Here is a 24557-nt window from a genome sequence, read left to right on the forward strand (position 1 = left end):
GCTGGTCCGTCGGCGTCGGTCGGTCCGCTGCCGGCCGTTGTCCCGCCGCTCTCGGCTGGTCCGCAGCTCTCGGCTGGTCCGTCGGCGTCGGTCGGTCCGCTGCCGGCCGTTGTCCCGCCGCCCTCGGCCGTCCCGTCGGCGTCTGTCAGCCCCTGGCCGGTGGTCACTCCGCTCCGGCCCGTCGGCTCGCTGCCGTTCGGCCCGCTGCTTCCGTCGGTCACCTTGCCACCGGCCCCCGCGGCCTCGGGGGCCGTCACAGCCCGGCCGATCGGGCCTCGCCCAGCTCGGTGAGCCGGTCGCGCAGCCGTTCCGCCTCGGCCGGGTCCAGGCCGGGGATGGTCGCGTCGGTGGCGGCGGCGGCCGTGTGCAGTTGCACGCTGGCCAGCCCGAAGTGCCGCTCGACGGGCCCGGAGGTGACCTCGACCAGCTGCATCCGCCCGTACGGCACCACCGTCTCCTCGCGCCACAGCACGCCCCGGCTGATCAGCAGGTCGTCGGCGCGCTCGGCGTACCGCCAGGAACGCCAGTTGCGGTCGATCATCACCCAGCCCCAGGCCATCAGCGCCAGCGGCAGCACCGCGAAGACGGCCCAGGCGGGCCCGGCCAGCAGGCCCGGCAGCAGCCCGGCGGCCAGCGCGATCAGCCCCAGCCACACCACCAGCAGCAACCGCCGCATCCTCAGCAGCCCGGGCGGCAGCGCGATCCACACCGGCCCGTCCCCGTCCGCCGTCCCCGCCGTGCCCTCGACGGCCGCCATCGGCTCCGCCTCCCGCGCACTCCCCGTATCCATGAGGCCAGCGTACGTAGGAGAGACTGTGTCCATGACTCCTACGACGGAGACCATGGTCGGAATCGGCGGCGCCGCGGAGAGCACCGACATGGTGCTCAACATCGGACCCCAGCATCCCTCCACGCACGGCGTGCTGCGGCTGAAGCTGGTCCTGGACGGCGAGCGCATCACGCGCGCGGAGCCGGTGATCGGCTATATGCACCGCGGCGCGGAGAAGCTGTTCGAGGCGCGCGACTACCGTCAGATCATCATGCTGGCCAACCGCCACGACTGGCTGTCGGCGTTCTCCAACGAGCTGGGCGTGGTCCTCGCCGTGGAGCGGATGCTCGGCATGGAGGTCCCCGAGCGCGCGGTGTGGCTGCGCACGCTGCTCGCCGAGCTGAACCGGGTGCTCAACCACCTGATGTTCCTCGGCTCGTACCCGCTGGAGCTCGGCGGGATCACCCCGATCTTCTACGCCTTCCGGGAGCGCGAGGAGCTCCAGCACGTCATGGAGGAGGTCTCCGGCGGGCGGATGCACTACATGTTCAACCGCGTCGGCGGCCTCAAGGAGGACCTGCCGGCCGGGTGGACCACACGCGCGCGTGCCGCCGTCGCGGACGTGCGCTCGCGGATGGACCGCTTCGACGACCTGGTGCTCGGCAACGAGATCTTCCGGGGCCGCACCCGGGGCGTGGGTGTCCTCTCCCCGGAGGCGGTGCACGCGTACGGCGTCAGCGGGCCGATCGGGCGCGGCTCGGGCGTCGACTTCGACCTGCGCCGGGACGAGCCGTACCTGGCCTACGGCGACCTCCAGGACACCCTGAAGGTCGTCACCCGGCAGGAGGGCGACTGCCTCGCCCGCTTCGAGTGCCTCCTGGAGCAGACGCACAACGCGCTCGACCTGGCCGACGCCTGCCTCGACCGGCTCGCCGAGCTGCCGCCGGGGCCGGTCAACCAGCGGCTCCCCAAGGTGCTGAAGGCGCCCGAGGGCCACACCTACGCCTGGACCGAGAACCCCCTCGGCATCAACGGCTACTACCTGGTCAGCAAGGGCGAGAAGACCCCGTACCGGCTGAAGCTGCGCTCGGCCTCGTACAACAACATCCAGGCGCTGACGGAGCTGCTGCCGGGGACGCTGGTCGCGGACATGGTGGCGATCCTGGGGTCGATGTTCTTCGTGGTCGGGGACATCGACAAGTAGGTCCCGGCCAGTGGGCCCTCAGTCGGAGAGCACATCGGGGATGCCCACCGGCTGGACCAGCCACCCGAAGTCCCCCAGCCCTCCCGCCGCCGTCAGCTCGGCGGCCTCCCCGGCGCCCGCCAGGGCGCGCACGTATGCGGTGGGGTCGGTGGACGCGAGCGTGAGCGGGGGGCGTGCGCCGGTCACGCCCAGGGCGCGCAGCGCCTCACGCTGGGGGAGGAGCCGCCCGCCGGGCAGCGCGCACGCGTCCAGGGCGACATGTGCGGTGATGTCGCAGGAGCCGTCCGGAACGGCCGTGGTCTCGCGACCGTCCCGGAACCCGGTGAGCGTCCCGAACGGAGGTCGCGCGTCCGCCGTGTGCCCGTAGTCCACGGCGACGGCGAGCCCCCGGTCGAGCGTGGCGACCGCCGAGGCCCAGGCCTCGTCCCTGGTCAGACCGAGCTCGGCCCGCAGCCCCGGCTCGCCGCGCAGCGGCCACCACCGCTGGAGCCACCGCGCCTGATCCCCGTCGACCGGATCCCCAAGCCGCTCGCTCCCGTCCTCCCGGACCAGCACCAGCCGGGCCGTGCCCGCGGAGTCCACCTCCGCCACCTCCACCGGCACGTTGTCCAGCCACTCGTTGGCGAACAGCAGCCCCGTCGTCCCTTCCGGGGGCGAGGCCAGCCACTCGATCCGGTGATCGAGCCCGGCGGGCCTCCCGGCGATCTCGACGGCGTACGCGCGCGTGCGGGCCGCCACCTCCGCCGGGAGCGCCGCGAGCACCCCGCCGGCCAGCTCGCCCCGCCCGGCCGCCATGTCGACGAAGTCCAGCACCGCGGGCCGCCCCAGCGCCTCGTCGACCCGGCACAGCAGCCGCGCCACGGCCCCGGCGAACAGCGACGAAGCGTGCACGGACGTACGGAAGTGCCCGGCCGGCCCCTCCTCCCGCCGGTAGAACCCGCCCGGCCCGTACAGTGCCTCCGCCGCGGCGGACCGCCACCCACGCCACTCGTGCAACTCGGCTCCCGTACCTGGTGTCACCGGGCCAGGCTAAGCGCACACAACGAACGCAACTCCACCTTGCGGAGTACGCGCGCCCGGTGCGGATCGGTCCTCCGGTTGACCCCTGCACCTATCGCGCTTCCCTACGCTGGGTTACGTGCAGCGCCTCTATGACTTCCTCCGCAGGCACCCGATGTGGGTCGACGGCTCCTGGGCCGTGGTCCTCCTCGGGATTTCCGTGGTCGGCGGAGTGGCGGGCGGCTACGGCTCACCGGCCGCCGCCGTTCCGCTCACGATTCTGCTGTGCCTGGTGGTCGCGCTGCGCCGCCGCCTGCCGGAGAAGATGCTGCTGCTCGCGACCGCGGTCGGGGTGGCCCAGCTGATCACCGACGTGGAGCGGGGTCCGGCCGACTTCGCCCTGCTGGTGATCGTCTACACGGTCGCCGCGGAGGGCGCGCGCTGGGCCTCCCGCTTCGCGCTGGGCGCCGGTCTGTGCGCGGCCCCCGTGTCCCAGCTGCGCTGGCCCAGCGACCAGACGAACATCGCGGGCAACATCGCCCTGACGGTCTTCATGGCCGTGCCCTTCGCCCTCGCCTGGGTGCTCGGCGACTCCATCCGCACCCGCCGCGCCTACTTCGCGCAGCTGGAGGAGCGGGCCGCCCGCCTGGAGAAGGAGCGCGAGGCCCAGTCCAAGGTCGCCGTCGCCGCCGAACGCGCGCGGATCGCACGCGAGTTGCACGACGTCGTCGCGCACAACGTCTCCGTGATGGTGGTCCAGGCCGACGGCGCCGCCTACGTCCTCGACGCGGCTCCCGACCAGGCGAAGAAGGCCCTGGAGACCATCTCCTCCACCGGCCGCCAGGCCCTCGCCGAGATGCGCCGCCTGCTCGGCGTGCTGCGCACCGGGGAGCACCAGGAGGCCGGCGAGTACGTGCCGCAGCCCGACGTCCAGCAGATCGAGGACCTCGTCGAGCAGTGCCGCGCTTCCGGGCTGCCCGTCGACTTCAAGGTCGAGGGCACCCCCCGGCCGCTGCCCAGCGGCGTCGAGCTCACGGCGTACCGCATCGTGCAGGAGGCGCTCACCAACACCCGCAAGCACGGCGGGCCCAACGCGGGCGCGAGCGTGCGCCTGGTGTACTTCGACGACGGTCTCGGCCTGCTCGTCGAGGACGACGGCAAGGGCGCCCCGCACGAGCTGTACGAGGAGGGCGGTCTCGACGGCCAGGGCCACGGCCTCATCGGCATGCGCGAGCGGATCGGCATGGTCGGCGGCACCCTGGACGCCGGACCGCGCCCCGGCGGAGGATTCCGCATCAGTGCCCTGCTGCCGCTCAAACCCGCCTGACGCGGTCACACACCCCGCACTGACACCTGTAACGCTCCCACCGTAAAAGAGACTTGGAAGAGGCCCCGATGACGATCCGCGTGATGCTCGTCGACGACCAGGTGCTGCTGCGCACCGGGTTCCGGATGGTGCTCGCCGCCCAGCCGGACATGGAGGTCGTGGCGGAGGCGGGCGACGGGGTCGAGGCCCTCCAGGTGCTGCGGTCGACCGAGGTCGACGTGGTGCTGATGGACGTCCGCATGCCGAAGCTCGACGGTGTGGAGACGACCCGCCGGATCTGCGCCGACACCGAGCCGCCGAAGGTGCTCATCCTGACCACCTTCGACCTCGACGAGTACGCCTTCTCCGGGCTGAAGGCGGGCGCCTCCGGCTTCATGCTCAAGGACGTGCCGCCCGGAGAGCTGCTCGCCGCGATCCGCGCCGTGCACAGCGGCGACGCGGTCGTCGCGCCCTCCACCACCCGACGGCTCCTGGACCGCTTCGCACCGATGCTGCCGGGCACCGCGAACCAGCCCCAGCACCAGGAACTGGAGCGGCTCACCGGCCGTGAGCGCGAGGTCATGGTGCTGGTCGCGCAGGGCCTGTCCAACGGCGAGATCGCGGCCCGGCTCGTGCTGTCCGAGGCGACCGTGAAGACGCACGTGGGCCGCATCCTGACCAAGCTGGGCCTCAGGGACCGGGTGCAGGTCGTGGTGCTGGCCTACGAGACCGGGCTGGTACGGGCCGGGGGCCACGGCTGAGCGGGGCGGGACCGGCCGGCTCAGCCGGCAGTCTTGGGGCCCTTCCCATCTGGGCCCCCTCCTGTCTGAGCATCCCCTGTCTGGGCCCCCTCTATCTGAGGATCCCCTCCAGGAACTCGCTGCCGAGCCGGGCCACCACCGTCACATCCAGCTGGTGCAGGACGTAGCGCCCGCGGCGGCGGGTGGTGAGCAGGCCCGCCTTCTTCAGCACGGCCAGGTGCCGGGATATCTCCGGGGCCGTCATGCCGTGCACCTGCGCCAGCTCGCCCGTGGTGTACGCGCTGCGGGCCAGATTGCGGCAGATCCGCATCCGCACGGGGTGCGACAGCGCCGTCATGCGCAGGGCCAGCTGTTCGAGATTGGGCGGGGCGGCGAGCTCGGGGGAGCCGACCGGGTAGTGCAGCACCGGCTGCCAGCCGTACCGGTGCAGGACCATCAGATGCGGCCAGCCCAGGCTCGTCGGGACGAGCAGCAGGCCGCCGTCACCGGTGGACGTGCCGTCGTCGCCGCCCAGCTTGTCGACCGTGATCCGGGCGGCCGACTCGTCGAGTGTGATCGCCGGGGACACTGCGGCCAGGGCCTCGGCCATGCCCTTGTGCCGGAAGAGGTCCGTCTTCAACCGCGCGTCCGCCGCGAGCTGATGGCGCAACCGGGACCAGGCCTCCGCGAAGAACGCCTCGTCGCAGTCCTGGAGGAACTGCCGCAGCCAGGCCCGGATCGAGGGCGGGTCGGCCAGCAGCCTCCGGCTGAACCGCAGTTGCTGCGGCCCGCGCGCGGCGGCCAGGTCCAGGGCGCGGCGGCGCACCTCCGGGTCGGACAGCGCGGTGGGCCCGCACGAGCCGTACCCGAGGGCACAGGTGAACTCCAGCGCCGCGTCCACGAACTGTTCGTCCGACAGCTTGTCGAGCAGGTCCAGCTCCTCGGCGAGCGTGCCGCCCGGGAGGGTGCTCCGGCCCGGGACGCCGGCGAAGGGCATGAACAGGTCCGAGAACGTCGACCGCCACAGGAAGTCGGCCTCGCACATCCGGTCGGCCAGATGCGGGTCGAGCCGTGCGGTCACGCCCGTCACCCAGCCCTGGAGGCCCGGGTGGTGCCCCGGCTCGGACAGCGCGTGCAGCGCCATGCCGAGTTCGGCCAAGGGGGAGGGCACGACGGCGATCTCCTCCGGCCGCAGCCCCGCGATGTCGATGTGCACGCTCATGTCCTCATGGTGCACCCCGCCACTGACAACGCCCCCGCCGATTGACGGCCGTCGTCAATCGGCGCGACTTCGCCCCGGCAGCGGGCGCAGGGTGGGAGCACCGGGGCAGCCGCGGAGCCTTCGGACCTCCATTCCCCCCCCCGACCCGCCGAGGCGATCCACGATGAGCATCACGCAGCAGCACCTCCTCGACCTCTACCGCGCCCAGCAGCTCGGCGAGCCCGCCCCGCCCGCGCCCGGCACGCACGACCGGCGGGTCGTACGGGAGTGGCGCGAAGAACGACAGTTCCGCGCGGTCCTCGCCGGGCGCCCGGCTCGCGTGGGGCAGCGCATCCGCCACGCCCTGGGCCGGTGGCTGCTCCCGGGGCGCCGTACTACCTGCTGATCAGCCGGGCGACGAAGTCGGCGACCGCCGCTTTCACGTCCTCTGCGGTCCACTCCAGCCCGGGGGCCCGTACGCTCACCTCCGTGCGGGCCAGGCCCGGCCCGCCCCGGCTCCAGGCGCCGGCGAACAGGAAGACACCCGTCTCCTCGGCCGTCCTGACCGCCGCCTCCCCGGCCACGTCCGCCTCGTACGGCAGCCAGACCTGGAAATCGTGGGTGTGCGGCACCTCCGGGTACACGCGGGCCCACGGCAGCCCGGCCGCCGCGAACCCCTCGCGCAGGGCGGCGGCCACCACGCGCGCGTGGGCGATGTACTCCGGCAGCCGGGGCAGCTCCCGCTCCAGCCCGGCCAGCGCCGACAGGGCCGTGGGGAACTGCTGGAAGACCTCCCCGCCGTACCGGTGCCGCCAGGCCCTCGCCTCCTCCACCAGCTCCTTCGGACCGGCGAGCGCCGCGCCGCCGACCCCCTCCAGGGCCTTGTAGAACGACACGTAGACGCTGTCCGCCAGGCCCGCGATCTCCGCCACGGACCGGCCGAGGTGGACGGTGGACTCCCACAGCCGGGCCCCGTCGAAGTGCACCACGGCGTCCCGCTCCCGCGCGGCCTCCACCACCTCCGTGAGCTCCTCCCAGGACGGCAGCACGAAACCGGCCTCCCTGAGGGGGAGTTCCAGCATCAGCGCCCCGAAGGGCTCCTCGAAGTCGCGTACCTCGGCGGCCGAGGGCATCCGCGGCTCGTCCGTCAGACGCACCGGGCGCAGACCGCCGACCTCGCTGAACGCGTTCCGCTCGTGCAGCTCGGGATGGCCGAGCGGGTGCAGGGCGACGGTCGGGTTGCCGGTGCGGCCCGCCCAGCAGCGCAGGGCCACCTGCTGGGCCATGGTGCCCGTCGGGAAGAACGCGGCGGCCTCGGTGCCGAGCAGCCCGGCGACCTTCGCCTCCAGCGCCCCGACGACCCCGTCGCCGTACGCGTCGGACAGCTCGTCCAGGTCGTACAGGTCCTCCACGTCGGCCAGCTCCGCCAAGCGCTCACGGAGCGTCTTGTGGAAGGCGAAGCGCGCGAGCACCCGCCGTGCGCCGCGATGGGCGGCCAGCCGCCGCCCACGGAGCCCCGCGCGCCGCTCCTCGTCCTGTTCCGTCGTCTCAGTCATGCCCCGGATCCTGCCCCGCGCGCGTGCGTGCGGGCACCCGCATTTCCGGCGCACCCTGTGGACGCCTTTCCGCACAGCCTGTGGATGGCTTTCCGCACACCCTGTGGACGACCGAACACCCCTCGAACCGATCGCGTTAACATGACGAGAAATCGTCCGGTACCCGGAGCGGACTGGAACGGGAAGGCCGCCGTCGAGTGAACACAACCCCACAGCCAGACCCCAAGGACCGCCCCGCGCGCCTCACCGTCGGCGTCGTCGGCGCCGGCCGCGTGGGACCCGCGCTGGCCGCGGCCCTGCGGCTCGCCGGGCACCGCCCCGTCGCCGTCTCCGCGGTCTCCGACACCTCCCGCCGCCGTGCCGCCCAACTGCTGCCCGACGTGCCCGTGCTGCCGCCCGCCGAGGTGCTCCAGCGGTCCGACCTGGTCCTGCTGACCGTCCCCGACGACGCCCTGCCCGACCTGGTCGCCGGACTCGCCGACACCGGGTCCGTGCGGCCGGGACAGCTGCTCGTCCACACCTCCGGGCGCTACGGCGCGCGGGTGCTCGACCCCGCCCTGCGCGCGGGCGCCCTGCCGCTCGCCCTGCACCCCGCGATGACCTTCACCGGCACGCCCGTGGACGTCCAGCGGCTGGCCGGCTGCTCCTTCGGCGTCACCGCGCCCGAGGAACTGCGCCTCGCCGCCGAGGCACTCGTCATCGAGATGGGCGGCGAGCCGGAGTGGATCGCCGAGGAGAACCGGCCGCTCTACCACGCGGCGCTCGCCCTGGGCGCCAACCACCTGGTCACCCTGGTCGCCCAGTCCCTGGAGCTGCTGCGCGCGGCCGGGGTCGCCGCCCCCGACCGGATGCTCGGCCCGCTCCTCGGCGCGGCCCTGGACAACGCCCTGCGCTCCGGCGACGCTGCCCTCACCGGCCCGGTCGCCCGCGGCGACGCGGGCACCGTCGCGGCCCATGTCACCGAGCTGCGCCGGCACGCCCCGGGGACCGTCGCCGGCTATCTGGCGATGGCCCGCGCGACCGCCGACCGGGCCCTGGCCCACGGCCTGCTGAAGCCCGAGCTCGCCGAGGACCTCCTCGGGGTACTCGCCGACGCGACGGACGGCACCGACGGCACCGAAGGGGACGCCCGATGACCACCACCCTGCTGAGCACCGCCGGCGAACTGCACGCACGCGTGCGGGCGGGCCGCCGCGCCGTGGTGATGACCATGGGCGCGCTGCACGAGGGCCACGCCACGCTGATCCGCACCGCGCGCGGCATCGCGGGCCGGGACGGCGAGGTCGTCGTCACCGTCTTCGTCAACCCGCTGCAGTTCGGGCAGGGCGAGGACCTCGACCGCTATCCGCGCACCCTGGACGCCGACCTCAAGCTCGCCGCCGAGTCCGGCGCGGACGTCGTGTTCGCCCCCGCCGTGGACGAGGTGTACCCCGGCGGCGAGCCCCAGGTCCGCGTCACCGCGGGCCCCATGGGCGAGCGCCTGGAGGGCTCCGCCCGCCCGGGCCACTTCGACGGCATGCTCACGGTCGTCGCCAAGCTGCTGCACCTGACCCGCCCCGACGTCGCCCTGTACGGCCAGAAGGACGCCCAGCAGCTCGCCCTGATCCGCCGCATGGTCCGGGACCTGAACTTCGGCGTGGAGATCGTCGGCGTCCCCACCGTCCGCGAGGACGACGGCCTGGCCCTGTCCAGCCGCAACCGCTACCTCTCGCCCGCCGAGCGGCGCACCGCCCTCGCGCTGTCCAGCGCCCTGTTCGCGGGCCAGGACCGGCATGCCGCGCAGGAGGCGCTGCGGGCCCGGGCCCGTGAGGTGCCCGCCACGCGCGCGCGTGCCGAGGCGCTCAGCGCCATCGGCGAGTCCCGAGCGGCGGCCGACGCGCACGCCGTGGCGACGGCCGTCCCGGGCGGCCCGGCGGCCGTCCGCGCCGCCGCCCGCCAGGTCCTGGACGAGGCCGCCCGCCTCGACCCGCCGCTGGCCCTGGACTACCTCGCACTCGTCGACCCGTCCGACTTCACCGAGATCGGGCACGACTTCACCGGCGAGGCGGTCCTCGCCGTGGCCGCCCGGGTCGGGACGACCCGGCTGATCGACAATCTCCCCCTCACCTTCGGAACCTTCGGAGCCGCCTCGTGACCAGCACAGGCATACGACTGCACGCGCCGGCGCCCGGCTGGTCCATCGACGCGGACGTGGTCGTCGTGGGCTCCGGCGTCGCCGGCCTGACCGCGGCCCTGCGCTGCCAGGCCGCGGGCCTCAGGACCGTCGTCGTCACCAAGGCCCGCCTCGACGACGGCTCCACCCGATGGGCCCAGGGCGGTATCGCCGCGGCCCTCGGCGAGGGCGACACCCCCGAACAGCACCTCGACGACACCCTGGTCGCGGGCGCCGGCCTGTGCGACGAGGAGGCGGTCCGCATCCTCGTCACCGAGGGCCCCGACGCCGTGCGCCGTCTCATCGAGACCGGCGCCCGGTTCGACGAGTCCACCGAGGGCGCCCTCGAACTCACCCGCGAGGGCGGCCACCACCGCCGCCGCATCGCCCACGCGGGCGGTGACGCCACCGGCGCCGAGATCTCCCGCGCCCTGGTCGACGCGGTACGCGCGCGTGGCGTGCGCACGGTCGAGAACGCGCTCGTCCTGGACCTCCTCACGGACGCCGAGGGCCACACCGCGGGTGTCACCCTGCACGTCATGGGGGAGGGCCAGCACGACGGCGTGGGCGCGGTCCACGCACCCGCCGTGGTCCTGGCGACCGGCGGCATGGGCCAGGTCTTCTCGGCGACCACCAACCCGTCCGTCTCCACGGGCGACGGCGTGGCCCTGGCGCTCCGCGCGGGCGCCGAGGTCAGCGACCTCGAATTCGTCCAGTTCCACCCGACGGTGCTCTTCCTCGGCCCGGACGCGGAGGGCCAGCAGCCCCTGGTCTCCGAGGCGGTCCGCGGCGAGGGCGCCCACCTGGTCGACGCCGACGGCACACGCTTCATGCTCGGCCGCCACGAGCTCGCCGAACTGGCCCCCCGGGACATCGTCGCCAAGGGCATCATGCGCCGCATGCAGGAGCAGGACGCCGACCACATGTTCCTCGACGGCCGGCACTTCGGCGCAGAGATGTGGGAACACCGCTTCCCGACGATCCTCGCCGCCTGCCGCGCCCACGGCATCGACCCGGTCACCAGCCCCATCCCGGTCGCCCCCGCCGCCCACTACGCCTCCGGCGGCGTTCGCACCGACTCACAGGGCCGTACGACCGTCCCCGGCCTGTACGCGTGCGGTGAGGTGGCCTGCACCGGCGTGCACGGCGCCAACCGCCTGGCCTCCAACTCCCTCCTCGAAGGCCTGGTCTACGCCGAGCGCATCGCCGCCGACATCGAGGCGAACGTCCTGCACGCGCGCGTGCCGAAACCCCTCCCGCACCCGGAGATCCCCGAGCATCCCCTGCAGACCCCCGAGGCCCGCTTCACGATCCAGCGGATCATGTCGAACGGGGCCGGCGTCCTGCGCTCGGCGGAGTCCCTCGCGAAGGCCGCCGACCGGCTCCAGCAGCTGCACACCGACGCCCGCGACGCCCTCGCCGAGAACGGCAAGACCGCCGAGCCCGGCGTCGACACCTGGGAGGCCACCAACCTCCTGTGCGTGGCCCGCGTCCTGGTCGCCGCCGCCCGGCTCCGCGAGGAGACCCGGGGCTGCCACTGGCGCGAGGACCGCCCCGAGCACGACGACACGACCTGGCGCCGCCACATCGTCGTGACCCTGAACCCGGACCGCTCGCTGGCCGTGCACACCACGGACACCACAGACTTCCCTCCGACCCTCCCCACCCAGGCCCCCCAGGAGCAGTGACCGACGTGACCACCCCCGACCTTCCCCTCGCCTCGTCCGGAGGCTGCGGCGACGGCTGTGCCTGCGGCGCTGACGAGCAGGTGTACCTGGAGTGCGGCCTGGACCCCGCCCTCGCCCAGCTCCTGGCCGAAGCGGGCCTCGACCCCGTCGAGGTCGAGGACATCGCCAACGTGGCCCTCCAGGAGGACCTGGCCAACGGCGTGGACGTGACGACGGTCGCGACGATCCCCGAGGACGCCGTGGCCACCGCCGACTTCACCGCACGCGAGGCGGGCACGGTGGCAGGCCTGCGCATCGCCGAAGCGGTCATCTCGGTCGTCTGCGAGGAGGAACTCGAGATCGAGCGCCACGCGGAGGACGGCGACCAGGTCGAGGCGGGCCAGAAGCTCCTCTCCGTCACCACCCGCACCCGCGACCTCCTCACGGCCGAACGCAGCGCGCTGAACATCCTGTGCCGCCTGTCGGGCATCGCCACCGCCACGCGCGCGTGGGCGGACACCCTCGACGGCACCAAGGCCAGGGTCCGAGACACCCGCAAGACGACCCCCGGCCTCCGCGGCCTCGAGAAGTACGCGGTCCGCTGCGGCGGCGGCGTCAACCACCGCATGTCCCTCTCGGACGCGGCCCTGGTCAAGGACAACCACGTGGTGGCCGCGGGCGGCGTCGCCCAGGCCTTCCAGGCGGTCCGCGAGCGCTTCCCCGACGTCCCCATCGAGGTCGAGGTCGACACCCTGCACCAGCTCCGCGAGGTCCTGGACGCCGGCGCCGACCTGATCCTCCTGGACAACTTCACGCCGGGCGAGTGCGAGGAGGCGGTGGCCATCGTCCAGGGCCGCGCCGCCCTGGAGGCCTCGGGCCGCCTCACCCTCGACAACGCCAAGGCCTACGCGGACACCGGCGTCGACTACCTGGCCGTAGGAGCCCTCACCCACTCCTCGCCGATCCTGGACATCGGCCTCGACCTGCGACCGGCGCGGTAGGGGAGCGGGTAAGGACCATGCTGCTCACGATCGACGTGGGAAACACCCACACCGTCCTCGGCCTGTTCGACGGCGAGGACATCGTCGAACACTGGCGCATCTCGACGGACGCGCGCCGCACCGCCGACGAACTGGCGGTCCTCCTCCAGGGCCTGATGGGCATGCACCCGCTCCTCGGCGACGACCTGGGCGACGGCATCGACGGCATCGCCATCTGCGCGACCGTCCCCTCGGTCCTGCACGAACTCCGCGAGGTGACCCGCCGCTACTACGGCGACGTACCCGCCATCCTCGTCGAACCGGGCGTCAAGACGGGCGTCCCGATCCTCATGGACAACCCCAAGGAGGTCGGCGCCGACCGCATCATCAACGCGGTGGCGGCGGTCGAGCTCTACGGCGGTCCCGCCATCGTCGTCGACTTCGGCACGGCGACGACGTTCGACGCGATCAGCGCGCGCGGCGAGTACGTCGGCGGTGTCATCTCGCCCGGCATCGAGATCTCCGTCGAGGCCCTCGGCGTCCGCGGCGCCCAGCTCCGCAAGATCGAGGTGGCCCGCCCCCGCAGCGTCATCGGCAAGAACACTGTCGAGGCGATGCAGTCGGGCGTCATCTACGGCTTCGCCGGCCAGGTCGACGGAGTCGTCAACCGCATGGCCCGCGAGCTGTCGGAGGACCCGGAGGACGTCACCGTCATCGCGACGGGCGGCCTCGCACCGATGGTCCTGGGCGAGTCGTCGGTCATAGACGAACACGAGCCATGGCTGACGCTGATCGGCCTGCGGCTGGTGTACGAGCGGAACGTGTCGCGCATGTGACCCGGTAGCCCGGCGTGGGTGGCCGGGTGCGGGGGGTTTCGCAGCCCGGCGGAGCGGGGTGCCTCCCCCACTCTCGGCTTCGCTCGAGCGGGGCCCCCACCGCCACCCGTGCCGCCCATGGGGGCGCCTCCCAGGCCCTTGAGGCACTGGGGGAGGCACGCATGCCCGCAGCCAGGGCGGCGGGGGCTGGCGGCGTCAGCCGGAACGGCCCGCACCCGCGCACGGCGAGAAGGGGCCGTGCCGGGGGGTGTCCGCCCGCAGCGGTTGTCGCGTCAACGAACAGTCAGTCGGCGTCCGACCCCATCGCGACGTTCCGAGGACGGACACCCCCCGGCGCGGCCCCGACCCACCACCCACCGCCAGGCGCGGCCACCCCCGACCACCCCACCCACCGCCAGGCGCGGCCACCCCCGACCACCCCACCCACCCGAGTGGTCCCCCACGCCACACCCGCGCCCCCTATGTGGAATTTGTCTGATTAGCGCGTATCGTCGCAGCATGCCCACGCCATACGGATCCCGCGGCGGCATGGCGTTCGGCGTGGAGGAGCTGCGTGTGCTCCGCCGCGCTCTCGCCCTCGCCCTCCACCCCACCTCCGCCTCGTCCGACGACGTCCAGGACTGCCTCCGCCTAGCGGAGTCGCTCGACGAGGCCACACGGGAGGGGGCCAGGCTGCGTGCCTTCCTCGTGGCCGATCTCGGCCGGTACCGCGCCGCCCTGCCCGGCACCGCCGCCGGGTACCTCACCCTCCTGGACGAGGCCCTGGGTGCCGGATACCGCCCCCACCCCCACGACCTCACCGCCCTCCGCGCCCTGCGCGGCAACCCCACCGCCGCCGCCCTCCTGGAGCGCTGCCGCCCACATCACCACCCGGTCACCCGGACGGCCCCCGCCGCTCCCGCCCCCGCTCCCACCGTCCCCGCCGCCCGCACCCGTCTCCACGCCCTCCCCGGAGGCCGCTCCGCAGGCCTCTCCACCCCCGGGGACTCCGCCAAGGACACTCCCGGCCGGCAGCCCGAGAAGAAGCCCGCGCGCAAACCACCGGCCCCCAAACCGGCCCCCAAGCCCACCCCGGCGGCACCCCCCGCCCCCGCCCCGGGCACCCCGAAGCCCAGCCGCCCGATCCCCACCCCGGGCGAGGTGTTCCCGCGCCGCAAGCCCACCCCGCCGCCCCCCGCGAACCCCCAGCAGCTCGCCGCGGGCTGACGTGGCTACCCTGGCTCCATGGACTATGTCTCCGCGCTTCTGCCCCCGGTCGTCATGGCCGTCTTCTTCATCGGCGTGATCCGGGTGATCGTGAAGACGCAGGGCGGCGCCAACAAGGCCAAGGAGGACGCGGCCGTGGACGCCGCCCTCGCGCGCGTGGAGGGCGCCCACCAGTCCTCCACCGGCACCCCGAAGGCCTGACCGCACCTTCACCCCACCCGGCGTACGACTCGGCGAGGCCCGCCCCTTCGAGTCGTACGCCCTTTTTGTTCACATTTGTCACTGAAGCGCACGTCCGCCACGCCATTACCGAGATCTCCCACTATTGTTCTGAGCTGTGCCTCGCCCATTGGGAGAACTCGAAGACGCGGTCATGTCGCGGGTGTGGAAGTGGAACCGCCCGGTGACCGTTCGGGAAGTCCTGGAAGATCTTCAGAAGGAGCGGTCCATCGCCTACACCACGGTGATGACCGTTTTGGACAATCTCCATCAGAAGGGCTGGGTGCGCCGCGAGGCGGAAGGCCGCGCCTATCGATATGAGGCGGTCTCCACACGCGCCGCCTACGCGGCCGCCCTGATGAACGACGCCTGGTCGCAGAGCGACAACCCCGCAGCCGCTCTGGTCGCCTTCTTCGGCATGATGAGCGAGGAACAACGCCAGGCTCTCCGCGATGCCGTACGCATCGTCCAGGTCCCGGAAACCCAGGAACCGACCGAAGCGTCTGATTCAACCGAAGCCGCCCCCGAGAACCCCGCCCCCGAGAACCCCGAGAACCCCGCCTCCGCTCAGGACCACGGCGGGCGATAGCGTCCGCCCATGTCCGAGAAGAGCCCCGAAGCCACCGCAAAAGCCATCACCGTCCGACGGGCCCGCACCAGCGATGTCCCGGCGGTGCGTCGTCTCCTTGACGCCTACGTCCGCGGCGGCAACCTCCTCGACAAAGCGACGGTGACGCTTTACGAGGACATCCAGGAGTTCTGGGTCGCGGAACGGGACGACAACGCGGAGGTCGTCGGCTGTGGTGCCCTGCACGTGATGTGGGAAGACCTCGCGGAAGTCCGCACTCTCGCGGTGAAGCCCGGCCTGAAGGGCGCGGGCGTCGGACACCAGTTGCTGGAGAAGTTGCTGCACACCGCCCGCTGGCTCGGTGTTCGACGCGTTTTCTGTCTGACCTTCGAAGTCGACTTCTTCGTCAAGCACGGCTTCGTCGAGATCGGTGAGACGCCGGTCGACACGGATGTCTACGCGGAGCTGCTGCGTTCCTATGACGAGGGTGTCGCGGAGTTCCTCGGTCTCGAACGAGTGAAACCGAACACCTTGGGCAACAGCCGGATGCTTCTGCATCTGTGATCGTCGGCGATTGGGGATCGGCACCTGCCCGGTGCCCTATGTCCGAAACGCGCACGTTTCCGGACGGATCCAGGCCTCCCGGTCTCTGCCGAGGGTTTGTGTTTTTCCGGCAAAAGCGGTTTGCTTTCCGACGTACTGCAGTACTGCATATAACAGGGGACGGCGATACGGCGGACGCCGGCACACTCCCCGGCCCTGAAGATATCGATGAAAGGAAATCCGGTGGCACAGAAGGTTCAGGTCCTTCTTGTCGACGACCTCGACGGTGGCGAGGCGGACGAGACCGTGACGTTTGCGCTGGACGGCAAGACGTACGAGATCGATCTCACCACCGCCAATGCGGACAAGCTCCGTGGCCTTCTCGAGCCTTACGTGAAGGGCGGTCGTCGTACCGGAGGCCGTGCTTCGGGCGGGCGCGGAAAGGCGCGCGCGGCTTCGAGCGGCAGCCAGGACACCGCGGCCATCCGCGCCTGGGCGAAGGAGAACGGCTACGAGGTCAACGACCGCGGCCGTGTCCCCGCGACCATCCGCGAGGCCTACGAGAAGGCCAACGGCTGAACAGCGGCACTACCGACCTTGCGTACGCGGGGCCGGCGGGCGGGCGCACACGCGCCGCAGCCGGACCCGGTGGCAGTGCGTGGCCACCGTGTCCACCAGCCGTACGAGATCGGGGGCACTCCCACCGCCCCCCAAGGCCGACAGCGTCGGCAGCGAGGCCTCGACCTCGCATCCCGGCTCGGGGGGCCGCAGCCACACGGCGGCCCCCTGGGAACCGACCGGACCCAGGGAGACCGGCCGGCCGGTGACCCCGCCCGCCCCGCTCACCCCGCCGACCCCGGGCGGCACCGGCGCCTCCATGGACCCGCCCGCGCCGATCGCGACCAGGTCGAGCGCCAGCGACCCCCACTCCAGCCACTCCAGCACCCCGGGCAACTCCTCCGCGCTGCCCGCGGCCACCAGCAGCCGCACACGGTCTCCCCGTACGGCGACGGGGAAACCCGGCCCCAGCCGCCGCAGCGCCGCGTGTCCCGCCTCGGCCGGCACGTCCAGGACGTCGAAGCGGGCGCCCACCGCCAGCCGCACCGGCTCCCCGGGCACCGTCGGCCAGCCCAGTTCCCCCTCGTACCACCGCCGGACCCGACAGCCCTCGTCGAGCGGGCGGCGGGGGAGCGGGACGGGCGGGGACGCGGACGCGGTCACGGGGTACGGGGCGCCGAACATGCCAAGTGCAACCGCCGGAAGGGCGTGCGAGTTACGCTGGGTGTCACCGCAGACGCACAGAGTGGCGAATCGGGGGCGTGTAGGGGGCGCCGGGAGGCGCAAGGTTGTTCGCCCGTAGCGGAGGGAGCGGGGGCACCCGGCATGGACATCCGGGCTCTACGGGTAAGACATCCCTAGTGGGAGGGGGCGACACGCAGGAAAGGCCGTCTCACGTTCGCCATCGGCGTACTGGCGATGGGGGTAACTGCCTGGCCTGCGGGAACATCGTCTCGCACCATCGGGTTGGAGCAGATGTCGGCGTTCGGGGTCAGGAGGCCATCGACGGTGTCGGCAGTTGGAATGAGCGGTCCCCGCTTGCGGGACTAAGCTGCGGAAGGACAGGGAGGGGAAGTTCCCCCCACTGCCTGACCGCTCTGAGGAGCGATTAACGATGTTCGAGAGGTTCACCGACCGCGCGCGGCGGGTTGTCGTCCTGGCTCAGGAAGAAGCCCGGATGCTCAACCACAACTACATCGGCACTGAGCACATCCTCCTGGGCCTGATCCACGAGGGTGAAGGTGTCGCCGCCAAGGCCCTTGAGAGCCTCGGGATTTCGCTCGAGGCGGTCCGCCAGCAGGTGGAGGAGATCATCGGTCAGGGCCAGCAGGCCCCGTCCGGCCACATCCCCTTCACCCCCCGTGCCAAGAAGGTCCTGGAGCTGTCGCTCCGCGAGGCCCTTCAGCTGGGCCACAACTACATCGGCACGGAGCACATCCTGCTCGGCCTGATCCGCGAGGGCGAGGGCGTCGCCGCCCAGGTCCTCGTCAAGCTGGGCGCAGATCTCAACCGGGTGCGGCAGCAGGTCATCCAGCTGCTCTCCGGTTACCAGGGCAAGGAGACCGCCGCCGCCGGCGGGCCTGCCGAGGGCACCCCCTCGACGTCCCTGGTCCTCGACCAGTTCGGCCGGAACCTCACCCAGGCCGCTCGTGAGTCCAAGCTCGACCCGGTCATCGGGCGCGAGAAGGAGATCGAGCGGGTCATGCAGGTGCTGTCCCGCCGTACGAAGAACAACCCGGTCCTGATCGGTGAGCCCGGCGTCGGCAAGACCGCCGTCGTCGAGGGCCTCGCTCAGGCCATCGTCAAGGGCGAGGTGCCCGAGACCCTCAAGGACAAGCACCTCTACACCCTGGACCTCGGCGCGCTGGTCGCCGGCTCCCGCTACCGCGGTGACTTCGAGGAGCGCCTGAAGAAGGTGCTCAAGGAGATCCGCACCCGCGGCGACATCATCCTGTTCATCGACGAGCTCCACACGCTGGTCGGTGCGGGTGCCGCCGAGGGCGCCATCGACGCGGCTTCCATCCTGAAGCCGATGCTGGCCCGCGGTGAGCTGCAGACCATCGGTGCCACCACGCTGGACGAGTACCGCAAGCACCTGGAGAAGGACGCGGCCCTCGAGCGCCGCTTCCAGCCCATCCAGGTCGCGGAGCCGTCCCTGCCGCACACGATCGAGATCCTCAAGGGTCTCCGTGACCGGTACGAGGCCCACCACCGCGTCTCCATCACCGACGAGGCGCTGGTCCAGGCCGCCACGCTGGCCGACCGGTACATCTCGGACCGCTTCCTGCCGGACAAGGCGATCGACCTGATCGACGAGGCCGGTTCCCGGATGCGCATCCGCCGGATGACCGCGCCGCCGGACCTCCGCGAGTTCGACGAGAAGATCGCCGGTGTCCGCCGGGACAAGGAGTCCGCGATCGACTCGCAGGACTTCGAGAAGGCCGCCTCCCTGCGCGACAAGGAGAAGCAGCTCCTGGCCGCCAAGGCCAAGCGGGAGAAGGAGTGGAAGGCCGGCGACATGGACGTCGTCGCCGAGGTCGACGGCGAGCTGATCGCCGAGGTCCTCGCGACCGCCACCGGCATCCCGGTCTTCAAGCTGACCGAGGAGGAGTCCTCGCGTCTGCTGCGCATGGAGGACGAGCTCCACAAGCGGGTCATCGGCCAGGTCGACGCCGTCAAGGCGCTGTCGAAGGCGATCCGCCGTACGCGCGCCGGTCTGAAGGACCCGAAGCGCCCCGGTGGCTCGTTCATCTTCGCCGGCCCGTCCGGTGTCGGTAAGACCGAGCTGTCCAAGGCGCTCGCCGAGTTCCTCTTCGGCGACGAGGACGCGCTGATCTCCCTCGACATGTCGGAGTTCAGCGAGAAGCACACGGTGTCGCGGCTCTTCGGTTCGCCCCCCGGCTACGTGGGCTACGAAGAGGGCGGCCAGCTGACCGAGAAGGTCCGCCGCAAGCCGTTCTCCGTCGTCCTCTTCGACGAGGTCGAGAAGGCCCACCCGGACATCTTCAACTCGCTGCTGCAGATCCTGGAGGACGGTCGCCTGACCGACTCCCAGGGCCGGGTCGTGGACTTCAAGAACACGGTCATCATCATGACGACCAACCTCGGCACCCGGGACATCTCCAAGGGCTTCAACCTGGGCTTCGCGGCCTCCGGTGACACGAAGTCCAACTACGAGCGCATGAAGAACAAGGTCCAGGACGAGCTCAAGCAGCACTTCCGGCCCGAGTTCCTCAACCGCGTCGACGACGTGGTCGTCTTCCCGCAGCTCAGCCAGGACGACATCCTCAAGATCGTCGACCTGATGATCGGCAAGGTGGACGAGCGCCTGAAGGACCGGGACATGGGCATCGAGCTCTCCCAGTCCGCCAAGGAGCTGCTCTCCAAGAAGGGCTACGACCCGGTGCTGGGTGCGCGTCCGCTGCGTCGCACCATCCAGCGCGAGATCGAGGACTCGCTGTCGGAGAAGATCCTCTTCGGCGAGCTGCGCCCCGGTCACATCGTGGTCGTCGACACGGAGGGCGAGGGCGACTCCAAGACCTTCACCTTCCGGGGCGAGGAGAAGGCGGCCCTGCCGGACGTCCCGCCGATCGAGCAGGCGGCCGGCGGATCCGGGCCGAACCTGAGCAAGGACGCGTAAGCGTCACAGCGAAGTGAGAGGGGCCGGTGCTGAAAAGCACCGGCCCCTTTCGCGTGCCCAGGGACCGCCCTGTGGCTTTTACGGCAGGGCTCTAGGCCAGGGCTCTAGGACAGCTGCCCGTCGTAATCCGGCAGCTTGTACGTCTTCTCGGCATGGCCGCCCGAGAGATCGGTGGCGCTGTTGCCGATGTTCGCGATGATCGTGTAGCCCTTCTTCTCGATATTGACGCGCTGGGCCGTCTTGTACTCGGCGACGTTCTTGAAGAGGTCGATGAAGTTCCGGACGTAGAGGCCGGAGACCTGGTAGCCGGCCTGCTTCAGGTTGTACTCGGTGACCGAGTAGATGATGTCCGGGCGGGCGGTCACGAAGAACAGGGCGACGCCGTGCTCCTGGGCGTATCTGGCGGCCTCCAGGACCGGCTTGTTGGCCGGCTGCGGGTAGCTGAAGCCGAAGTCGGTCTCCAGCGTGGTGTTGTCGATGTCGAAGACGATCGCCTGCTTCTCACCCGGCTTGGTGGCCGCGATCCGCTGCTTCAGATAGGGCAGCGCCTGGGCCATCACCGCCTGGCAGTCCTTCTGCCAGGTGGTGTAGTCGACGTCCGCCGCGGCGGACGTCGCGGCGGCGGCGGCGGTCGTGGAGGCACGGGTGGCGGTCGTGGCGTCGGCCGGTGCGGCCATCGCCACCAGGGCTGCCGCCGATACGGCGGTCACCGATGCGCGGCGCAACCAGGGGCGTCGGGTCTGCATGTCGTGGGGGTCCTCTCACGTCAATGACGCTGCAACATGTCGTGTGCATGCTTGTGCGCGAGGGTGGCGCGAGGGGAACCGTAGGGTTACCGAACGGTAGGTGCCTAGAGGCGTGCGCCACATTTCCGGAATGGCTGAAGACGGCCCCCGGTGACATGGCGCACAGGTGATATGTCCGTTACTAGATGGAATAGTTGCTAACGGGCCGGGAGGAAAGGGACTTTTGCCGCGCAGGATCGGGGAAAGTGCAGTGCGGTGGGCTGATTCGTCCCGTATGACTGCTGTGTCAAGAGACGTAGAACACTGAACCAAATTACTAACTTCGGTCGTAGATCACGCTTTTTGGGGTTTGTCGGACTTCGGGTTACCAAGGGATGGCCATTCGGCGAGCGTCTGTGCGCCGGGTGGTTTCTCCGTCCCCTTCCACACGAGGTTTCGATGTCCCAGCGCGTCACGTCCCGTTCTTCCCGTACGTCCCAGCTCCGCACCCGTGCGACCGTGCTGGCCGCCGGCCTTGGCGTCTCGGTCGCACTGGGAGCCGGGGTCGCGTCCGCCGCCGACACCACGTCCGCGTCCGGCGCCGCCAGTGCCGTCCAGGCGCAGGCCGCCGCCCAGGCCAAGCACGCCAAGGCCGAGGCCGTGAAGGCCGAGAAGGCCGCCAAGGTCGCCGCCGCGAAGAAGGCGGCCGAGAAGAAGGCCGCTGCCAAGAAGGCCGCCGCCAAGAAGGCCAAGCCGTCCTGGGTCGACCCGGTGAAGAAGTACAAGCTCTCCGCGAGCTTCGCCCAGAACGGCGGCATGTGGCAGTCCACCCACAGCGGCCAGGACTTCGCCGTACCGAGCGGCACCCAGGTCGTCGCCGCGCACGGCGGCACCGTCGTCAAGGCCGGCGGCAACGGCGCCGGTGACGGCCCCGCCTACGGCAACGCCGTCGTGATCAAGCACGGCAACGGCACGTACTCCCAGTACGCCCACCTGTCGAAGGTCACCGTGAACGTCGGCCAGATAGTCAAGACCGGCCAGGAGATCGCCAAGTCCGGCAACACCGGTAACTCGAGCGGTCCGCACCTGCACTTCGAGATCCGTACGACCGCCAACTACGGCTCGGCCGTCGACCCGGTGAAGTTCCTGCGCGCCAAGGGCGTGACGGTCTGACGACCCCCTGACCCGGCAGACCCGCTAGGAGCCCTCGGCTCCCCGGTGCGCCCGGGTCACCAGCTCGGTGGCGACCTCGAGGACGGCTTTGTCCTTCTCCTCGGGGTCGCCTTCCATTTCCTGGAGCAGGAACATCCCGGCGTGCAGCGTGAAGAGCGCGCTGGCGCAGCGGACCTGGTCGACCAGGTCCGCGTCCGGGTCGACGATGGTGTCCCGCAGGCTGCGGATGCGCTCCTTGAAGGAGTCGCCGATCTGGAGTTCCCGTACCGTCGCCTGGTTCTCGTGCATGAAGCGGAACAGCGGTGCCGCGTGGGAGAGCGCGTCGGCGTAACGGCGGATGATCTCCTGCTTGGTCTCCAGGGTGTGCGGCTGCCGCCGGCCCCACTCGACCAGCTCGTCTATCGGCTGAGTGAGGTCCTCGAAGATGCTGACGAGGATCTCTTCCTTCGTCTTGAAGTGGTAGTAGAGCGCCGCCTTGGTGACGTCCAGGCGCTCGGCGATCTCGCGCAGGGAGGTCTTCTCGTAGCCCTGCTCCGCGAAGAGTCCGAGGGCCACGTCCTGGATGCGCTGGCGGGTGTTCCCGCGGCGCCGCTGCCTGGTGCCGTCCATGGTGCCGCCCATCCTCCTACGCCGCCCGCTTTCCATAAAACTTACTTGACGCCCGGCTAGTTACAGGGCTAACTTCCGAGTGTAGTCACTAGCCGGTCGGCAAGTAAGTAGCAGTAGCTCAGGTAGCGGTAGCTGGGGGAGTGGGAAGCGATGGCGGACACGACGGACACACCGGCGGTCGACGCCGGCAGCGGGGGGAAACAGCCGAGGAGCGTACGGGTCGTGCTGCTCGCGCTGATGATCGCGATGATGCTCGCGATGCTCGACAACATGATCATCGGTACGGCGATGCCGACGATCGTCGGTGAACTGGGCGGGCTCGAACACCTCTCCTGGGTCGTCACCGCCTACACGCTCGCGACCGCGGCCTCCACCCCGCTGTGGGGCAAGCTCGGCGACATGTACGGCCGCAAGGGCACGTTCATGACGTCCATCGTCATCTTCCTGATCGGCTCGGCGCTCAGCGGCATGGCCCAGAACATGGGCGAGCTGATCGGCTTCCGTGCCGTCCAGGGTCTCGGCGCCGGCGGTCTGATGGTCGGCGTCATGGCGATCATCGGTGATCTGATCCCGCCCCGGGAGCGCGGCAAGTACCAAGGCATGATGGCCGGCGTCATGGCGCTGGCGATGATCGGCGGCCCACTGGTCGGCGGCACCATCACCGACAACTGGGGCTGGCGCTGGGCCTTCTACATCAACCTGCCGCTCGGCGTCGTCGCGCTGGCCGCCGTCAGTGTCGTCCTGCACCTGCCGAAGAAGCGGTCCGAGGCGCGGATCGACTACCTGGGCGCCGCGCTGCTGACCGTCGGCATCACCGCGATCGTGCTCGTCACCACCTGGGGCGGCACCGAGTACGCCTGGAGCTCCGCGCGGATCATGGAGCTGATCGGCATCGGGGTCGCCGCGCTCGTCGGGTTCGTGTTCTGGCAGACGAAGGCCGCCGAGCCGATCGTGCCGCTGCACATCTTCCGCAGCCGCAACTTCACGCTGATGTCGGTCATCGGCTTCATCACCGGCTTCGTGATGTTCGGCGCCACGCTCTTCCTGCCGCTGTACCAGCAGTCCGTCCAGGGCGCTTCCGCGACGAACTCCGGGCTGCTGCTCCTGCCGATGCTCGGTGCGATGCTCGTCACCTCGATGGTCGCCGGGCGCGTCACCACGAACACCGGCAAGTACAAGGTCTTCCCGGTCCTCGGCAGCGTCCTGATGATCGTCGGGCTCTATCTGCTCTCCACCATGGACACGGGCACCTCCCGCCTCACCTCCGGCGTCTTCATGGCCGTCGTCGGGTTCGGCATGGGCTGCCTGATGCAGATCACCATGCTCGTCGCGCAGAACAGCGTCGAGATGAAGGACATGGGCGTCGCGTCCTCGTCCACCACGCTCTTCCGCACCCTCGGCTCCTCCTTCGGCGTCGCGATCATGGGCGCGCTGTTCAACAACCGCGTCCAGGACGTCATGAGCGAGCGGGCCGGGGCACTGGGCTCCAAGGTGACCGAGCAGTCCGCCCAGCTCGACTGGAAGAGCCTGCAGAAGCTGCCGGTCTCGATCAGGGAGGCCTACCAGCACGCGGTCTCCGCCGGCATCCACTCGGCGTTCCTGCTCGGAGCCGTGGTGGCGGTGGTCGCGCTCGCGGCGGCGGTGTTCGTGAAGGAGGTCCCGCTGAAGGGAGCGGGACCCAAGGCCTCGGACGACGGCAAGGCGGACGGCCCGGCCCCGCAGACGCCGGTCGTCGAGGCGGTCTGACCGCTCCAGCGCCTGCCGGCCCGCTCCAGCCCCTGCTCCTGACGAAGGCCCCGGACGGGACACCCGATGCTGTTGGTTAATCCGGGGCCTTCCTACTTCGCCCCGTCGACCTTGTGGTCGGCGGGGCGAAGTGCTGCGAAGTGGCTGGTGCGGGTGCGGG

The 24557-nt window shown here is 71.2% G+C and carries 24 protein-coding genes and 1 pseudogene; 17 read left to right on the forward strand and 8 right to left on the reverse strand.

The genetic code is table 11. The features are described from left to right. Nucleotides 1-221, reverse strand: a pseudogene (locus tag ACFZBT_RS38825) (collagen-like protein); the annotation flags it as partial. A gap of 32 nt (nt 222-253) precedes the next feature. Continuing rightward, on the reverse strand, nt 254-790 hold the full coding sequence (locus ACFZBT_RS38830; protein WP_391114601.1) for a PH domain-containing protein: 537 nt from the start codon (nt 788-790) through the stop codon (nt 254-256). 31 nt (nt 791-821) lie between these two features. Between ACFZBT_RS38830 and ACFZBT_RS38835 the strand changes: the two genes are divergently transcribed. Continuing rightward, a complete protein-coding gene (locus ACFZBT_RS38835) occupies nt 822-1973 on the forward strand; it encodes an NADH-quinone oxidoreductase subunit D (RefSeq protein WP_391114604.1) in 1152 nt (383 codons plus the stop codon). 18 nt (nt 1974-1991) lie between these two features. Here ACFZBT_RS38835 and ACFZBT_RS38840 read toward each other — a convergent pair whose 3' ends face one another. Then, nucleotides 1992-2993 (reverse strand): SAM-dependent methyltransferase, encoded by a 1002-nt coding sequence (locus ACFZBT_RS38840; RefSeq protein ID WP_391114606.1) that lies wholly within the window; start codon nt 2991-2993, stop codon nt 1992-1994. 118 nt (nt 2994-3111) lie between these two features. Here ACFZBT_RS38840 and ACFZBT_RS38845 point away from each other — a divergent pair, with 118 nt between their 5' ends. Together ACFZBT_RS38845 and ACFZBT_RS38850 are read left to right on the forward strand one after the other, a co-directional pair. Then, entirely contained in the window at nt 3112-4299 is a 1188-nt protein-coding gene (locus ACFZBT_RS38845; protein WP_391114608.1) for a histidine kinase, read from the forward strand. Nucleotides 4300-4367: 68 nt separating this feature from the next. Next, complete coding sequence (locus tag ACFZBT_RS38850) at nt 4368-5039, forward strand: response regulator (protein ID WP_391114610.1); 672 nt, start codon at nt 4368-4370, stop codon at nt 5037-5039. Between the two features lie 91 nt (nt 5040-5130). Here ACFZBT_RS38850 and ACFZBT_RS38855 read toward each other — a convergent pair whose 3' ends face one another. Then, nucleotides 5131-6240, reverse strand: coding sequence for a DUF5937 family protein (locus ACFZBT_RS38855; RefSeq protein WP_391114613.1), 1110 nt, complete (start codon nt 6238-6240; stop codon nt 5131-5133). A gap of 163 nt (nt 6241-6403) precedes the next feature. On the opposite strand from ACFZBT_RS38855, the gene ACFZBT_RS38860 reads away from it, so the two are divergent. Further along, nucleotides 6404-6625 (forward strand): hypothetical protein, encoded by a 222-nt coding sequence (locus ACFZBT_RS38860; protein WP_391114615.1) that lies wholly within the window; start codon nt 6404-6406, stop codon nt 6623-6625. On the opposite strand, the gene ACFZBT_RS38865 is transcribed toward ACFZBT_RS38860, so the two are convergent. After that, the gene (locus tag ACFZBT_RS38865; RefSeq protein WP_391114618.1) at nt 6615-7775 is read right to left on the reverse strand and encodes a beta-eliminating lyase-related protein; all 1161 of its coding nucleotides are present in this window, start codon (nt 7773-7775) and stop codon (nt 6615-6617) included. The two genes, ACFZBT_RS38860 and ACFZBT_RS38865, sit on opposite strands and share 11 nt — an antisense overlap. Nucleotides 7776-7972: 197 nt before the next feature. Here ACFZBT_RS38865 and ACFZBT_RS38870 point away from each other — a divergent pair, with 197 nt between their 5' ends. The 10 genes from ACFZBT_RS38870 (at nt 7973) to ACFZBT_RS38915 (ending at nt 16525) form a co-directional block, all read left to right on the forward strand. Continuing rightward, a complete protein-coding gene (locus ACFZBT_RS38870; protein ID WP_391114621.1) occupies nt 7973-8911 on the forward strand; it encodes a DUF2520 domain-containing protein in 939 nt (312 codons plus the stop codon). Further along, entirely contained in the window at nt 8908-9909 is a 1002-nt protein-coding gene (panC, locus tag ACFZBT_RS38875; protein WP_391114623.1) for a pantoate--beta-alanine ligase, read from the forward strand. The genes ACFZBT_RS38870 and panC overlap by 4 nt, the downstream gene beginning before the upstream one ends. Continuing rightward, nucleotides 9906-11615: an L-aspartate oxidase gene (locus ACFZBT_RS38880; RefSeq protein WP_391114627.1), complete on the forward strand. Its 1710-nt coding sequence runs from the start codon at nt 9906-9908 to the stop codon at nt 11613-11615. The genes panC and ACFZBT_RS38880 overlap by 4 nt, the downstream gene beginning before the upstream one ends. A 5-nt stretch (nt 11616-11620) precedes the next feature. Next, nucleotides 11621-12595 carry a carboxylating nicotinate-nucleotide diphosphorylase gene (gene nadC / locus ACFZBT_RS38885; protein WP_391114630.1) on the forward strand — a complete coding sequence of 325 codons (975 nt, stop codon included), beginning with the start codon at nt 11621-11623 and terminating at the stop codon, nt 12593-12595. Nucleotides 12596-12612: 17 nt separating this feature from the next. Further along, nucleotides 12613-13410, forward strand: a complete 798-nt coding sequence (locus tag ACFZBT_RS38890) for a type III pantothenate kinase (RefSeq protein WP_382490849.1) — start codon at nt 12613-12615, stop codon at nt 13408-13410. Between the two features lie 528 nt (nt 13411-13938). Further along, nucleotides 13939-14616, forward strand: coding sequence for a hypothetical protein (locus tag ACFZBT_RS38895; RefSeq protein WP_391114668.1), 678 nt, complete (start codon nt 13939-13941; stop codon nt 14614-14616). Between the two features lie 18 nt (nt 14617-14634). Next, nucleotides 14635-14817 carry a hypothetical protein gene (locus ACFZBT_RS38900; protein ID WP_391114633.1) on the forward strand — a complete coding sequence of 61 codons (183 nt, stop codon included), beginning with the start codon at nt 14635-14637 and terminating at the stop codon, nt 14815-14817. Between the two features lie 172 nt (nt 14818-14989). After that, nucleotides 14990-15424, forward strand: a complete 435-nt coding sequence (locus ACFZBT_RS38905) for a BlaI/MecI/CopY family transcriptional regulator (protein ID WP_391114671.1) — start codon at nt 14990-14992, stop codon at nt 15422-15424. A 9-nt stretch (nt 15425-15433) separates the two neighbouring features. Further along, nucleotides 15434-15967, forward strand: coding sequence for an amino-acid N-acetyltransferase (locus tag ACFZBT_RS38910; protein ID WP_391114636.1), 534 nt, complete (start codon nt 15434-15436; stop codon nt 15965-15967). A 222-nt stretch (nt 15968-16189) separates the two neighbouring features. After that, entirely contained in the window at nt 16190-16525 is a 336-nt protein-coding gene (locus ACFZBT_RS38915; RefSeq protein ID WP_010048839.1) for an Lsr2 family protein, read from the forward strand. Nucleotides 16526-16534: 9 nt separating this feature from the next. Here the strand turns inward: ACFZBT_RS38915 and ACFZBT_RS38920 are convergent, their stop codons facing one another. Then, nucleotides 16535-17188: an SCO3374 family protein gene (locus tag ACFZBT_RS38920; RefSeq protein WP_391114639.1), complete on the reverse strand. Its 654-nt coding sequence runs from the start codon at nt 17186-17188 to the stop codon at nt 16535-16537. A 430-nt stretch (nt 17189-17618) separates the two neighbouring features. Here ACFZBT_RS38920 and ACFZBT_RS38925 point away from each other — a divergent pair, with 430 nt between their 5' ends. Further along, nucleotides 17619-20144: an AAA family ATPase gene (locus tag ACFZBT_RS38925; RefSeq protein WP_391114642.1), complete on the forward strand. Its 2526-nt coding sequence runs from the start codon at nt 17619-17621 to the stop codon at nt 20142-20144. Nucleotides 20145-20248: 104 nt separating this feature from the next. On the opposite strand, the gene ACFZBT_RS38930 is transcribed toward ACFZBT_RS38925, so the two are convergent. Continuing rightward, nucleotides 20249-20890 (reverse strand): HAD family acid phosphatase, encoded by a 642-nt coding sequence (locus tag ACFZBT_RS38930; RefSeq protein ID WP_391114653.1) that lies wholly within the window; start codon nt 20888-20890, stop codon nt 20249-20251. Nucleotides 20891-21328: 438 nt separating this feature from the next. Between ACFZBT_RS38930 and ACFZBT_RS38935 the strand changes: the two genes are divergently transcribed. Continuing rightward, entirely contained in the window at nt 21329-22042 is a 714-nt protein-coding gene (locus tag ACFZBT_RS38935; protein ID WP_391114656.1) for a peptidoglycan DD-metalloendopeptidase family protein, read from the forward strand. A gap of 24 nt (nt 22043-22066) precedes the next feature. Here ACFZBT_RS38935 and ACFZBT_RS38940 read toward each other — a convergent pair whose 3' ends face one another. Continuing rightward, nucleotides 22067-22663 (reverse strand): TetR family transcriptional regulator, encoded by a 597-nt coding sequence (locus ACFZBT_RS38940; RefSeq protein WP_391114658.1) that lies wholly within the window; start codon nt 22661-22663, stop codon nt 22067-22069. Between the two features lie 138 nt (nt 22664-22801). On the opposite strand from ACFZBT_RS38940, the gene ACFZBT_RS38945 reads away from it, so the two are divergent. Further along, entirely contained in the window at nt 22802-24397 is a 1596-nt protein-coding gene (locus ACFZBT_RS38945) for a DHA2 family efflux MFS transporter permease subunit (protein ID WP_391114662.1), read from the forward strand. Nucleotides 24398-24557: the final 160 nt, after the last annotated feature.

The sequence above is a fragment of the Streptomyces sp. NPDC008137 genome, assembly GCF_042957035.1.
GTDB lineage: Bacteria > Actinomycetota > Actinomycetes > Streptomycetales > Streptomycetaceae > Streptomyces.

What these genes read in the sequence shown, in the direction of transcription:
- ACFZBT_RS38935 (WP_391114656.1), top strand. Translation starts at nt 21,329, where the DNA reads ATGTCCCAGCGCGTCACGTCCCGTTCTTCCCGTACGTCCCAGCTCCGC.
- ACFZBT_RS38860 (WP_391114615.1), top strand. Translation starts at nt 6,404, where the DNA reads ATGAGCATCACGCAGCAGCACCTCCTCGACCTCTACCGCGCCCAGCAG.
- ACFZBT_RS38895 (WP_391114668.1), top strand. Translation starts at nt 13,939, where the DNA reads ATGGCGTTCGGCGTGGAGGAGCTGCGTGTGCTCCGCCGCGCTCTCGCC.
- ACFZBT_RS38900 (WP_391114633.1), top strand. Translation starts at nt 14,635, where the DNA reads ATGGACTATGTCTCCGCGCTTCTGCCCCCGGTCGTCATGGCCGTCTTC.
- ACFZBT_RS38835 (WP_391114604.1), top strand. Translation starts at nt 822, where the DNA reads ATGACTCCTACGACGGAGACCATGGTCGGAATCGGCGGCGCCGCGGAG.
- ACFZBT_RS38925 (WP_391114642.1), top strand. Translation starts at nt 17,619, where the DNA reads ATGTTCGAGAGGTTCACCGACCGCGCGCGGCGGGTTGTCGTCCTGGCT.
- ACFZBT_RS38945 (WP_391114662.1), top strand. Translation starts at nt 22,802, where the DNA reads ATGGCGGACACGACGGACACACCGGCGGTCGACGCCGGCAGCGGGGGG.
- ACFZBT_RS38830 (WP_391114601.1), bottom strand. Translation starts at nt 790, where the DNA reads ATGGATACGGGGAGTGCGCGGGAGGCGGAGCCGATGGCGGCCGTCGAG.
- ACFZBT_RS38940 (WP_391114658.1), bottom strand. Translation starts at nt 22,663, where the DNA reads ATGGGCGGCACCATGGACGGCACCAGGCAGCGGCGCCGCGGGAACACC.
- ACFZBT_RS38850 (WP_391114610.1), top strand. Translation starts at nt 4,368, where the DNA reads ATGACGATCCGCGTGATGCTCGTCGACGACCAGGTGCTGCTGCGCACC.
- ACFZBT_RS38930 (WP_391114653.1), bottom strand. Translation starts at nt 20,890, where the DNA reads ATGCAGACCCGACGCCCCTGGTTGCGCCGCGCATCGGTGACCGCCGTA.
- panC (WP_391114623.1), top strand. Translation starts at nt 8,908, where the DNA reads ATGACCACCACCCTGCTGAGCACCGCCGGCGAACTGCACGCACGCGTG.
- ACFZBT_RS38855 (WP_391114613.1), bottom strand. Translation starts at nt 6,240, where the DNA reads ATGAGCGTGCACATCGACATCGCGGGGCTGCGGCCGGAGGAGATCGCC.
- ACFZBT_RS38865 (WP_391114618.1), bottom strand. Translation starts at nt 7,775, where the DNA reads ATGACTGAGACGACGGAACAGGACGAGGAGCGGCGCGCGGGGCTCCGT.
- ACFZBT_RS38890 (WP_382490849.1), top strand. Translation starts at nt 12,613, where the DNA reads ATGCTGCTCACGATCGACGTGGGAAACACCCACACCGTCCTCGGCCTG.
- ACFZBT_RS38920 (WP_391114639.1), bottom strand. Translation starts at nt 17,188, where the DNA reads ATGTTCGGCGCCCCGTACCCCGTGACCGCGTCCGCGTCCCCGCCCGTC.
- ACFZBT_RS38910 (WP_391114636.1), top strand. Translation starts at nt 15,434, where the DNA reads ATGTCCGAGAAGAGCCCCGAAGCCACCGCAAAAGCCATCACCGTCCGA.
- ACFZBT_RS38905 (WP_391114671.1), top strand. Translation starts at nt 14,990, where the DNA reads ATGTCGCGGGTGTGGAAGTGGAACCGCCCGGTGACCGTTCGGGAAGTC.